18 protein-coding genes are annotated in these 10,845 nt (G+C 67.7%); 8 read left to right on the forward strand and 10 right to left on the reverse strand.

Annotated elements, in window-relative coordinates:
- Nucleotides 1-116 precede the first annotated feature (116 nt).
- Together RMO97_RS07385 and panD are read right to left on the reverse strand one after the other, a co-directional pair.
- On the reverse strand, nucleotides 117-581 hold the full coding sequence (locus tag RMO97_RS07385; RefSeq protein ID WP_310539984.1) for a hypothetical protein: 465 nt from the start codon (nucleotides 579-581) through the stop codon (nucleotides 117-119).
- Nucleotides 578-934: an aspartate 1-decarboxylase gene (gene panD / locus RMO97_RS07390; RefSeq protein ID WP_310539985.1), complete on the reverse strand. Its 357-nt coding sequence runs from the start codon at nucleotides 932-934 to the stop codon at nucleotides 578-580. The genes RMO97_RS07385 and panD overlap by 4 nt, the downstream gene beginning before the upstream one ends.
- Nucleotides 935-1,225: 291 nt before the next feature.
- Here panD and RMO97_RS07395 point away from each other — a divergent pair, with 291 nt between their 5' ends.
- From RMO97_RS07395 to RMO97_RS07405, 3 genes are all read left to right on the forward strand, one after another.
- The gene (locus tag RMO97_RS07395) at nucleotides 1,226-1,825 is read left to right on the forward strand and encodes a hypothetical protein (RefSeq protein WP_310539987.1); all 600 of its coding nucleotides are present in this window, start codon (nucleotides 1,226-1,228) and stop codon (nucleotides 1,823-1,825) included.
- Between the two features lie 3 nt (nucleotides 1,826-1,828).
- Entirely contained in the window at nucleotides 1,829-2,749 is a 921-nt protein-coding gene (locus tag RMO97_RS07400; RefSeq protein ID WP_310539988.1) for a M23 family metallopeptidase, read from the forward strand.
- 116 nt (nucleotides 2,750-2,865) lie between these two features.
- A complete protein-coding gene (locus tag RMO97_RS07405; protein ID WP_310540011.1) occupies nucleotides 2,866-3,138 on the forward strand; it encodes an endonuclease domain-containing protein in 273 nt (90 codons plus the stop codon).
- Between the two features lie 154 nt (nucleotides 3,139-3,292).
- Here RMO97_RS07405 and RMO97_RS07410 read toward each other — a convergent pair whose 3' ends face one another.
- The 3 genes from RMO97_RS07410 to RMO97_RS07420 all read right to left on the reverse strand — a co-directional run bounded on the left by RMO97_RS07410 (nucleotide 3,293) and on the right by RMO97_RS07420 (nucleotide 5,405).
- The gene (locus RMO97_RS07410) at nucleotides 3,293-3,886 is read right to left on the reverse strand and encodes a phosphotransferase-like protein (protein ID WP_310539990.1); all 594 of its coding nucleotides are present in this window, start codon (nucleotides 3,884-3,886) and stop codon (nucleotides 3,293-3,295) included.
- On the reverse strand, nucleotides 3,886-4,332 hold the full coding sequence (locus RMO97_RS07415; RefSeq protein WP_310539991.1) for a hypothetical protein: 447 nt from the start codon (nucleotides 4,330-4,332) through the stop codon (nucleotides 3,886-3,888). The genes RMO97_RS07410 and RMO97_RS07415 overlap by 1 nt, the downstream gene beginning before the upstream one ends.
- A gap of 212 nt (nucleotides 4,333-4,544) precedes the next feature.
- Nucleotides 4,545-5,405 carry an alpha/beta hydrolase gene (locus RMO97_RS07420; RefSeq protein ID WP_310539993.1) on the reverse strand — a complete coding sequence of 287 codons (861 nt, stop codon included), beginning with the start codon at nucleotides 5,403-5,405 and terminating at the stop codon, nucleotides 4,545-4,547.
- Nucleotides 5,406-5,564: 159 nt separating this feature from the next.
- Here RMO97_RS07420 and RMO97_RS07425 point away from each other — a divergent pair, with 159 nt between their 5' ends.
- Complete coding sequence (locus RMO97_RS07425) at nucleotides 5,565-6,815, forward strand: serine hydrolase domain-containing protein (protein ID WP_310539994.1); 1,251 nt, start codon at nucleotides 5,565-5,567, stop codon at nucleotides 6,813-6,815.
- 8 nt (nucleotides 6,816-6,823) lie between these two features.
- Here the strand turns inward: RMO97_RS07425 and RMO97_RS07430 are convergent, their stop codons facing one another.
- Nucleotides 6,824-7,186, reverse strand: coding sequence for a hypothetical protein (locus RMO97_RS07430; RefSeq protein ID WP_310539995.1), 363 nt, complete (start codon nucleotides 7,184-7,186; stop codon nucleotides 6,824-6,826).
- Nucleotides 7,187-7,303: 117 nt separating this feature from the next.
- Between RMO97_RS07430 and RMO97_RS07435 the strand changes: the two genes are divergently transcribed.
- From RMO97_RS07435 to RMO97_RS07450, 4 genes are all read left to right on the forward strand, one after another.
- The gene (locus tag RMO97_RS07435) at nucleotides 7,304-7,687 is read left to right on the forward strand and encodes a metalloregulator ArsR/SmtB family transcription factor (protein ID WP_310539997.1); all 384 of its coding nucleotides are present in this window, start codon (nucleotides 7,304-7,306) and stop codon (nucleotides 7,685-7,687) included.
- Entirely contained in the window at nucleotides 7,687-8,259 is a 573-nt protein-coding gene (locus RMO97_RS07440) for a DUF899 family protein (RefSeq protein WP_310539998.1), read from the forward strand. Before RMO97_RS07435 ends, RMO97_RS07440 begins: the two co-directional genes overlap by 1 nt.
- A 71-nt stretch (nucleotides 8,260-8,330) precedes the next feature.
- Nucleotides 8,331-8,552, forward strand: a complete 222-nt coding sequence (locus RMO97_RS07445; RefSeq protein WP_310540000.1) for a flagellar hook protein FlgE — start codon at nucleotides 8,331-8,333, stop codon at nucleotides 8,550-8,552.
- Nucleotides 8,553-8,570: 18 nt separating this feature from the next.
- Nucleotides 8,571-9,191, forward strand: coding sequence for a TIGR02466 family protein (locus RMO97_RS07450; protein ID WP_310540002.1), 621 nt, complete (start codon nucleotides 8,571-8,573; stop codon nucleotides 9,189-9,191).
- Here RMO97_RS07450 and RMO97_RS07455 read toward each other — a convergent pair.
- From RMO97_RS07455 to RMO97_RS07470, 4 genes are all read right to left on the reverse strand, one after another.
- Nucleotides 9,188-9,619: a DUF1801 domain-containing protein gene (locus tag RMO97_RS07455; RefSeq protein ID WP_310540004.1), complete on the reverse strand. Its 432-nt coding sequence runs from the start codon at nucleotides 9,617-9,619 to the stop codon at nucleotides 9,188-9,190. The two genes, RMO97_RS07450 and RMO97_RS07455, sit on opposite strands and share 4 nt — an antisense overlap.
- Before the next feature lie 134 nt (nucleotides 9,620-9,753).
- Nucleotides 9,754-9,960, reverse strand: coding sequence for a hypothetical protein (locus tag RMO97_RS07460; RefSeq protein ID WP_310540005.1), 207 nt, complete (start codon nucleotides 9,958-9,960; stop codon nucleotides 9,754-9,756).
- 34 nt (nucleotides 9,961-9,994) lie between these two features.
- Nucleotides 9,995-10,405 carry an SRPBCC domain-containing protein gene (locus RMO97_RS07465; protein WP_310540007.1) on the reverse strand — a complete coding sequence of 137 codons (411 nt, stop codon included), beginning with the start codon at nucleotides 10,403-10,405 and terminating at the stop codon, nucleotides 9,995-9,997.
- Nucleotides 10,402-10,725, reverse strand: a complete 324-nt coding sequence (locus RMO97_RS07470) for a metalloregulator ArsR/SmtB family transcription factor (RefSeq protein WP_310540009.1) — start codon at nucleotides 10,723-10,725, stop codon at nucleotides 10,402-10,404. Before RMO97_RS07470 ends, RMO97_RS07465 begins: the two co-directional genes overlap by 4 nt.
- Nucleotides 10,726-10,845 lie beyond the last annotated feature (120 nt).

Consider the following 10,845-nt stretch of genomic DNA (forward strand, 5'->3'; position numbering starts at 1 on the left):
CCCCGCCCCCCCCCCCCCGCGACGGGGCGCCCTGGATGGGGCTCGCCCCCTCCACCACGCCTGCGGCGCGGTCCCCCTCCCCCTTACGCTTCGCTAAAGGGGAGGAAAGGGAGCGCCTACCGCTTGATCAGGCCGACCTTCTCGAAGGCGGCCCTCAGCTTGTCGGCGATCACCACGCCGGGCGGGGTGTTGGGGCCTTCCATGGCCGCGGCGTAGACCAGTTCGTCGTGGGTCTCGATCGGACCGGCCGCCCAGCCCACCGTCCGCCCGCCGTCCGGCGAGCTGGGGCAGCTGATGTTCACCGGCTGGCGGCTCTTGGCCGTCAGGTTCAACAGGTCTTCCAGGGTCCGGGTCGCGCCGTTGCAGGCCGGCAGGGCGCGCGCGCAGGTGACGTTGGAGCCGAAGCGGTGGACGACTTCCCCCGAACGGGTCTCACCGATCAGAACGCAGGTGCCCGGGTCCCCGACCTTGTCGTTGATCGCCGCATCCAGGGCCGCGATGTCCACGCCCTTCAGGACCGCCGGCGAGCATGCCGACAGGCTCAGAGCCAGGGCCGCCGCCAGGGTCAGGCGCGGGCTCACGCGGCCTGCTTCATCTCGTTGGCGTCGTTCAACAGCACGACGGTCGGCGAATAGTTGCGGGCTTCCTCGGCCGGCAGCATGCCGTAGGTCACGATGATGACCCTGTCGCCCTTCTGGACCAGGCGGGCGGCGGCGCCGTTGACCCCGATCACCTTGGAGCCACGCGGCGCCTCGATGGCGTAGGTGGTGAAGCGGGCGCCGGTGGTGATGTTCAGAACGTCCACCTGCTCGTGCGGCAGGATGCCCGAGGCGTCCAGCAGTTCGCGGTCGATGGCGATGGAGCCTTCATAGTCCATGTCGGCCTGGGTCACCGTCGCGCGGTGGAGTTTGGCCTTCATCAGGGTCACCAGCATCGGCCGTCCTTACGCACAAGGGCGCGGTCAGCAATCTGCCCCGCGACAGGGACTTTCATATAGCCAGTAAGGCGCGCCCGTTCAATTGCCGCGACGCAACATGTTGACCTTGCGTCAACCTGAATTCTCGCCTCGGCTCAATCACCCGGCGAATTACTCGGCGTTTTCGGCGCGAGACCGCCAAATTCACACGCCTGCTGCAACCCCGGGTTAACAGCGAAGCTCAAATGCGCGAGACTTTGACATTGACGTGATGGCGGGGGGCCAATGCGAAACTCAAGAATCCGAGGCGTGATCATCACGGGCGTGGCGCTGGCCGCGGTGACCGCCAACGCCCAGGTGGCGCCCACGCCATCGCCCCGCCCCGGGGCGACCCGTCCTCCGGTCACGCGCCCTCCCGCCCCCGGAGGCGTCGACTGGGCCGGCGCGGTGGGTGGCCTGCGCCAGAGCGGCGGCGGAAACGCCCCCGTCGGACGCGGCCTGGATCAGGCCGCGGTGGACAAGACCCGGCTGCCGATCCTGCTGCCCGCCGACCCTGACCTGATGGGCGGCGCGCGGATCTATTCCTTTGGCGACTATTACTCGATCACCGCCAACCTTTCCGGCGCGCGGGTCTCTCTGACCGGCACGGCGGCGACCACCCCCCTGCCGGCGGGCTCCAAGCTGAACCTGCCCAATATCGGACCCGAGCAGCTGGTGGTGCAGCGCACGGTGGACGGCCAGCTGGCCAGCTTTGTCCGCTACGGCGTGCTCTACACCGCCGAACTGCGCTGCGACGCGCCTTCGGACCCCCGCTGCCGGAACGAGACCTATGTGCGGTCCCTGGTGGCCAGGAGCACCGTCGTCGTCATGGGCAAGGCGGCCCGCCAGGCCGCCGGACTTGGGGTCTAGGAGATGCGCGCGCCTCTGATCCTCCTCATCCTCATCATTCTCGCGGTCCTGGCCCTGGTGGGATACAATTCCGGCTGGTTTGGAACGCCGTCCTCCGCCCCGCCGCCCACCACGGCCGGCGACATCCTGCCGGGAGGCCCCCTGCCCGGCGGCGCCCCGGCCGAGCCCGATGAACCGGTCGGCGACGGCGGCGCCGAGCAACTCCCCGACGAGCCCCAGGCCGAGGCCCCCGCCGATCCGGTCAAGACCCCCGACGCCCCGGCCGCCGGCAGCTTCGGCCACTTCCCGGCCGGCGACTTGCTGCCGAAGTCGGGCTCCGGCTATCTCGACCGCACCACCTGGTCGCCCCAGCTCTGCTTCCCCTTCGCCGACGACGCCTTCGCCAACTCCCAGGTCTATGGGGCGGGCGGCGGCATGGGCCCGAAGGACAAGCCCAGCCAGTGCGACGCCGGCAACTACAGCCTGCCGTGGCGCGACAACTTCTGCGAAAGCCGCGGCCATGCGAGCCCCCTCTGCGCCAACGGCAAGGGCCACCAGGGCCAGGACATTCGCCCGGCCACCTGCAAGAAGGACAAGCACTGGGTGGTGGCCGCCGAGGACGGGATCATCACCGACATGGGAACCTACACCGTCACCTTGACCGGGTCCGCGCCGCCGCACCGCGTCTATCGCTACCTGCACATGCGGATGAACCAGCTGGCGGTGACGGAAGGCGCCGTGGTCAAGGCCGGGGACAACCTGGGCAAGGCCTCCAACGACTTCGGCGGCACCCCCACCACCATCCACATGCACTTCGAGATCCGCTCCGGCGTCGCCGGGACCTCGACGGACGGCAAGCCGGTGAAGCTGCACACCTTCCTGCCCCCCTATCAAAGCCTGGTGGCCGCCTACGACCGCAAGCGGGCGGGTCAGGCTTGTCCGTGAGGGGCTAGGGGCGGAACTCCATGCGCGCTCTGACGCTGACCACGAGGCGCGCCAAGACTCTGCGCCGGTCGATGACGGAGCCGGAGGTGATGCTTTAGTCCCGGCTTCGTCGTCGTCTGACAAATGTGCCGGCCTTTCGACGGCAGCATCCCCTCGGTCCGTACATCCTGGACTTCTTCTGTCCCAGCGCCCGACTCGTCGTGGAGATTGACGGTCATGGTCACGGGGAGGCCGAGCAGATCGCTCACGACCAAAGACGCGACCGATTCCTGGAAGCGCGCGGCCTCATCGTGCACCGGATCCCGGCGGCGTCCGTCTATCAGAACGCCGACGAGGTCGCCGATGGCCTGCGCGTCCTCGCCGCCTCGATGACAGGCCTGCGCCCGTAGGACGGCCTCTTTCCTCCCTTGCGAACGGGTTGAGGTGGGCGTTTTCCTCCCCTGTGCAGCGGAGCGGAACGGGGGAGGAAAGAGGGCGGCGGTTCAGGTGAGCATTTTCCTCCCCTCCCCCGTTCCGCTCCGCTGCACAGGGGAGGAAGATGTCCTAAAGCCCGAACGCGTCCCGGATCAGCACCGCGTTCTGCGCCGGCGTCGTCGCCGCCGTGTCGATCTCCAGGTCGTAGACCCGGCCCGCATGCACGCGGTCGTATTGCCACCTCGCCAGCCCGATCTCCCGATCGCCCCGCGCCAGCTCTCGCGCCTCCAGCGCCTCCAGCGGCGCCAACAGCCCCACGAAGCGGACCTCGAACCCCGACAGCAGGTTGCGGTAGTCGGCCTCGTCGGCGGGATTGAGGATCACGTCATCGACGATCAGGTGGTTTCCCTGGCCCGCCATCGCCGCGATGGCCTGGCGCATGCCGCGCATGGCGGCGTCCATCACCGGCCCGGTGCGGATCGCCACCGAGCGCTTGCCGCCCTCCTCCAGCGTCTCGAAAATCATGCCGTCGGCGTGGCCGAACATCGCCTTGGGCAGCATGTCGAGGAAGGCGTCCATGGCGACATGCAGGAACGGTCGGGCGCAGATCTCCTGCAGCGCCCGGGCCGTCGAGCTCTTCCCGGCGCTGCCGCAGCCGTTGAGGATCACGATCTGCACGGGCTGCGACATGGCGCCGACCGTGGCCGAAACAGCCGAGCCCATCAACCGACCCGATACGGAAACGCGCGAATGTCCGGGCCCATCCAGCCGCGCCGCGCCTCCACTGAGAACAGGCGCGGCCGGGTCCAGTAGTCCATCAGCCAGCCGGGGTTCCCCAGCGGCGAAACCATCAGGTCGTCCACCACCTCGTGCAGCGGCTGATGCTCGGGATAGCGTCCCAGGAACTCGGCCGCCGCACCGATGGAGGCCAGGGTGATGGTGTGGTGATAGCCCGCCGTGTCGGTGTTCTCGACACCGGTGGTCTCGTTGTAGGCGCGTATCAGCCGGGGCAGGTCCGCCACGACCCTGGTTGCGGGCCGGTCTCTCAGCAGCCAGAGGCAGGCGGCGAAATGGGCCGCGTGGGTCCACTCCGCCTTGGGCAGAGTGCGTTCGATCATGCCGCGGGCGACGTGGCCGACCGCGTCTTCGGACGGGTAGAATTTGGTCATCAGGGTCTCCTTGAAGGGAAAGCCCGGCGGGCAAAGAAAAACCCCGCCGGCCGGGCGGGGTTGGGGGCTCATTCGATAGGTTCGAAAGCTATCCCGAACAGATCGCGCGCACCCGCACCGCCAAAGGACGGTGTTGCGGTTGTTGAGCGTGGGTCGGGGCGCAAGCCATGGTCACGCTTTGGCGGCCCTGGGCGAAGCTGTCAACCGCGCGCCTACTTGGCGGCGCCGTCCAGGAAGGCGGTCATGTCGGCCAGGATCGGGGCCCTGTTGCGGAAGGGCCGAGACAGCGCCAGCACCGACCCGGCGTGATCGACCCCGGCATAGTGCTTCTCCTCCACCTGTCCGCCCGCCGCCCGGATGGCGGCGGCGAGCTGCTTGGTGTTGCGGGGATAGACCGTGCGGTCGGCGTCCCCGGTGGCCAGGAAAGCGGCCGGACCGGATCGGCTGGCGTACTGCGACGGCTGAGTGGCGGCGAGGTCGGCCGCGCCGCCGAAGGTGCGGCGCGTGACCGGTCCATCGATGGGGATGAAGTCATAGGGGCCCGACAGACCCGCCACCGCCCGGATGGCCTTGGGGTCAACGCCCTGAGCCTGCAGATAGCGCGTGTCGAACCCCAGCATCACCGCGTTGTACGCGCCGGCCGAATGGCCCACCAGAACGATGCGGCGGGGGTCGCCGCCTAGGTCCTTGGCGTGGTCGGCCGCCCAGCGGACCGCGGCTGCGCCATCCTCCAGGAAGCTGGGATAGGTCACCTCGGGAAAGATCCGGTAGTCCGGAACGATGGTCAGATAGCCCTGGGCCGCCAGGGCCTGGCCCACCCAGCGGTAGTCCTGTCGCCGCCCGGAATCCCAAGACCCGCCATAGAAGAAGACGGCCACCGGCGCGAGCGCTGTGGACTTGCGCGGCGCATAGACGTCCAGCTTCTGGCGCGAGAGCGGGCCGTAGGCGACCCCGGTATCGGCCCGGGTCGCCGGGTCCTTCGGCGTCAGGGTGGAGAACATGGTGAGCGGCGAGCAGGCCGCGGTGAGGGCGGCTGTCGCGGCCGCCAGGCCGAGCCGGAGAGGATGGGTCATGGGCGGTCCGGTCGGCTGCAGGTTCCAGACGTTTACGCGCAGGGGCCCCAATCGGACGCAAGAGCCCTCGCCTTTTGCTTGACGGCGCCTGCGTCACCCGGCGCAATCAGCCGGTGAACGCGCGGCGACGAAGTCCGCGCCAACAGGGTGGAAATCAGTATGGACGGCGATCAATCCTTGGGCGGCTTCAACACGGCGGGCCTGGCCCAGATCGCCCCCAGCCTGCAGGGCGTGGTGGACGCGGGCGACCTGTCGGGTTTTGTCACCCTGCTGTGGCGCAAGGGCGAGGTCGCCCAGGTCAACACCATCGGCCTGCGCGACATCGCGTCCGGCAAGCCCATGACCCGCGACACCCTGTTCCGCATCGCCTCCATGACCAAGCCCATCACCTCGGTGGCCCTGCTGATGCTGATGGAGGAGGGCAAGGTGAAGCTCGACGACCCCATCACCAAGTGGGCGCCCGAGTTCTCCGACATGAAGGTTCTGATGGATCCGACCGGGCCGGTCGATCAGGTCTATGACGCGCCGCGCGAGATCACCATCGACGACCTGATGACCCACCGCTCGGGCCTGGCCTATGGCTTCACCTCGGTGGGGCCCTTCGCCCACGCCTATGAAAAGGCGCTGGGCGCGCCGCTCTCCAACCCCAACACGCCCGACCAGTGGATGGCCAAGCTGGCCACCCTGCCGCTGTCCTTCCCGCCAGGCGAGCGCTTCCACTACAGCCACGCCACCGACGTCCTGGGCTTCCTGGTGGGCCGCATCGCCGGGATGGGCTTCCGCGAGTTTCTGATGGAGCGGATTTTCCAGCCCCTCGGCATGACCGACACCGACTTCTGGTGCCCGCCGGAGAAGCGCGACCGGATGGCCCATCTCTACCGGATCAATCCCGAGACCGACAAACTGCAGGACGTCTCCTTCCCGCACGAAGAAGCCGCGCCGGCCTTCTGCGGCGGCGGCGGCGGCCTGATCTCGACGGCCGACGATTACCTCACCTTCGCGCGCCTGATGCTGAACAAGGGCGAGCTGAATGGCGTGAGGCTCATCAGCCCCGCCACTTTCGATCTGATGACCACCAACCAGCTCACCGACGCCCAGCGCGAGATCCCCTTCATGGGCATCCCCTTCTGGATGGGCCAGGGCTTCGGCCTCGGCGTCTCGGTGATCGTCGATCCCGAGAAGCAGGCCTGGATGGGCGCGGGCTCCAAGGGCGCCTTCGGCTGGCCCGGCGCCTTCGGAACCTGGTGGCAGGCCGACCCTGCGGAAGACATGGTGATGCTCTACCTGATCCAGAACTCCATGCCGCTGGGCCCAGAGGCCGCCAGCCAGCTGGCCACCGGCCAGCGCATGGGCGGCCGGGTGGCCCTGCCGGTGTTCCAGAAGCTGGTCTACGGCGCGCTCGGCAAGTAGCCCGCGCTCTAGAAGCTGCTGCCCGGGTCCCGGGCGGCGACGCACATCCCCCGGCCTTCATAGAGGTCGCCGATCAGGCTGCCGTCGCGGGACGCGGCCTTGCGCGCCTTCTCGTAGGCGATGTTCTCGGCCGGCGCCCGCTCGCCCGGACCGCAGACCGGGGCGCTGACCTTGACGCCCTCGTTGCACAGGCAGAAGTCCTCGCGCTTATCCAGGCGGCTGGAGGGGACCTTGCACACCGCCGGCAGGCTCTGACCGCCCACATCGATGCAAATTGTTCGTTCGGTCGGCGGGTTACTCATCGGGCCTGCCAGGGCCACGCCGGCCGACGCCGCGAGCACCAGTCCTGCGATCATCGAATTACGCATCATCGAAATTTCCTCCAGGATTCCGGCAGCATAACACACGACAAAGGTGGCAGGTATTCGGCGGATAGATAATCAACCAATTCGTTGACTCTCAATCATTGTATTGATTATTATCCGCCCATGACCTCGGCCCCGATACCTCTGCAAGCGGCGCCCGAAGATGCCCTCGACGCAGTCTTCTTCGCCCTGTCGGACCCTGTCCGGCGCGCCATCCTGGTGCGTCTGGATGAGGGCGCCCTGCTGGTCTCGGAACTGGCGGCCCCCTTCGACATCTCGCTCCAGGCCGTCTCCCGCCACATCCAGGTCCTGGTCCGCGCGGGCCTCGTCCATCAGGCCCGCAGCGGCCGCATCAGCCGCTGCACCCTGGACGCCGCGCCCCTGCACGACGCCGCGGTCTGGATGAACCGCTACGCCAAGTACTGGCAGGCCGGCTTCGACACCCTCGCCCAACACCTCCTGCGCCTCGACGACGAGCGCGCCCAATCCAAGAAGGATGACCGGTGATGAACTACGCCCAAGCCAAGGACACCCTGATCGGCCACCGCGCACAGATCGCCGCCCTGCGCCAGAAGATGCGCGAGGTGCAGGAGTCCGTCGAACCGCAACCGGTCGAGGACTACGTCTTCCAGACCCTGGAAGGGCCCGTCGCGCTGTCGCAGCTGTTTGGCGACAAGACCGACCTCTTCGTGATCCACAACATGGGGACCGGTTGCACCAGCTGCACCATGTGGGCCGACGGCTTCAATGGGGTCTATGAGCACCTGGCCAGCCGCGCGGCCTTCGTGCTCTCCACCCCCAACACTCCGGTCGTCCAGCGTGACTTCGCCGCCGGCCGAGGCTGGCGCTTCCCGATGGTCAGTCATGAAGGCTCCAGCTTCGCGGCCGACATGGGCTATCGCGGCGCGAGCGGCGGCTGGCATCCCGGCGTCTCGGTGTTCCAGAAGCGCGGCGACCAGATCGTGCGGGTCTCCGACGCCGAACTCGGCCCTGGCGACGACTTCTGCATCACCTATCACCTGTTCGACATGATCCCAGAGGGCGTCACCGCCTGGAGCCCGAAATACGCCTACGCCTGAGCCGTTCACCATCTTCGCTGGCGAAGCCTTTACCGCGGGGGTTCAGGGTCAGGTTCACGGAGGGCCTGACCATGAACCCCATCGCCACGGCGCAGTACGGCCTGTTCGCCGCCAGCCAACGCTTCGAAGCCTCCGCCCAGCGGACGGTCCGCATGGGCGATCCGGCCTTCAGCGTGGACTACGCCCACGAGGCCGTCGAGCAGATCACCGCCAAGCACGAGTTCAGCGCCAACCTGGCGGTGATCGGGACGGCGGGCGAGATGACCGACAGCCTGCTGGACATCCTGGCCTAGGGCCATTAGCGCGGACGCATGCCAACGCGTCCGCTCTTCGTCACCCAGGTCTACGAAGCCTCCCTCGCCGCCGAGAAGGGGTTCGAGGGCTTCAACGCCGAACTCGAAGACGCCTGCCGCATGCTGGCCGACGAAGACATGGCCGGCCAGGCCTGGTGCAGAACCAACGCCTATGGCGGCTACACCTCCTACGCCTCCCTCGACGACCTGCCGCAGCGGGCCAGCGTGTTCGGCGAGCTCAAGACCAAGCTCGATCGCCACGCCAAGGCCTTCGCCGCCGACCTGCGCCTGGACCTGCGCGGCGGCCGCCTGAAGCTGGACAGTCTGTGGGTCAATATCCTGCGGCCCGGCGCGGCCCACTCCGGCCACATCCACCCCCACAGCGTGCTGTCGGGCACGGTCTATGTCGCCACCCCCAAGGGGGCGAGCGCGCTCAAGCTCGAGGACCCGCGCCTGCCGCTGATGATGGCCGCCCCGCCGCGACTGGCTGACGCCGAGGAGAGCGCCAGGACCTTCGTCTATCTGCAGCCCGAGCCCGGCAGCCTGATCCTGTGGGAAAGCTGGCTGCGCCACGAGGTACCCGCCAACGCCGCCAAGCGGGAACGCATCTCCATCAGTTTCAACTACGGATGGCGCTAGGCGCTCTTGGATTTCTTCTGCGGGCGGGCGGTGTTGAGCGACACGGCCGCGAGAACAAGCGCCTTCAACCCCGCTTCATCGATCTGCGCACCCTCATGAATGTCGATGGCGCGCCGGGTGTTACCCTCAAGGCTGGAGTTGAAGAGGCCACAGGGGTCTTCCAGCGCGGCGCCCTTGGCGAAGGTCAGCTTCACCACGGCCTTATAGGTCTCCCCCGTGCAGATGATCCCGGCGTGCGACCAGACCGGCACCCCGCGCCACTTCCATTCCTCGACCACCTCTGGGTCGGCTTCCTTGATCAGCCGCCGCACGCGCGCCAGGGTCTCACCCCGCCAATCACTCAGGTCCCGGATCCGCTCATCGATCAGCTGGGACGGGGACGCGCCGTCGTTGGTTGAGCTCTCCGTTGTCATGTTCGCCTTCTTCATCTGTTGTCCTTCGCACAGGTCACATGCGTTCGCCGGGGAGCTGGCTGGCCTGCCTGATCCAGTCCGCCAGCTGCGCTTCGTCGAGCGTGTCGCGCTCCCGGATGTCGAGGTAGCGGGTGTCCTGGTCATCGAGCCTATCGGCCAGTGCGTCGCCACTTGGCGGCGTAGGGCAGGACAAACAGGTAGAGGCCGCTGAGCATGAGCAGGATGAGCGGCGCCAAGGCCAGCAAGCCGATCCAGGTCGCCTGCGCCTTCTGCACCAGGGCGACGATGTTGATGATGACCGCCACCGTGAAGGCGACGGACAGCGCGCGGTGAGCCTGGCGGATCCAGCTGTTCATGGGTGTCTCCTTGAAAGACCAACCAAGCGGGCCGTCAGTCGGCCCGCGCTACAACCTGCTCCAGGCTGGAGAAGAACCTGGGCCATCCGGCGATGGCGCCGCGATAGGCCATCTGCTGGTCGGGCCGGAAGCCGACCTGCTCCATGCGCAGCTGAGTGCCGGTGCTCGTGGGGGTCAGGGTCCAGGTCACGACGCTCTCCAGTCCCAGACCGTTCCAGGTGTAGGACAGCGTCCGGTTCGGCTCGATCGCCAGAACCTGACAGTCCAGCACGCCCCAGTCCGCGCTGAGGTTGAAGCTGTGGCCCAGCAGCGGCTGGAAATCGTTCTTCATCAGCCATGCCTCGATCAGGTGCGGCTGGGTCAGGGCGCGCCAGATCTTTTCGGGCGGAAAGGCGATCTCGCGCTCGACGACGACGGAGAGGGTTTCGGCGGCGGCGCTGCTCATTGATCCATCCTTCTCAGCAGGTCTTCGAGGCTGTCGAACCGGCTCTGCCAGAACCCGGCCATCTGGCTGGTCCAATCCGTCAGCGGGGCCAGGGCGGCGAGGTGCGCGCTGTAATGGGTGTTGCGGCCCTCATGCCGGTCACGCACCAAGCCGGCCTGCTTCAACACGCTCAAATGCTTGGAGACCGCCGGTTGGGAGACGCCCGCCTGGGCGGTCAGGGCGCCGACCGTCTGCTCGCCCTCACGGCACAGGCGTTCAAACAGAGCCCGGCGGGTGGGATCTGCAAGCGTTCTGAAAAGCGTGTCGTGCGCGTCTGGCATCGAAATCCATAACCTATTGGCTATGAATTTACCCATAACCACGCGGATATGGGTTGGTCAATGAGAATGCTGGGCGACCCGTCAGGCGGGCCCGCCTCAGGTCGCCGTCGGCCCGCGTCG

The organism is Phenylobacterium sp. (assembly GCF_031425575.1).
Taxonomy (GTDB): domain Bacteria; phylum Pseudomonadota; class Alphaproteobacteria; order Caulobacterales; family Caulobacteraceae; genus Phenylobacterium.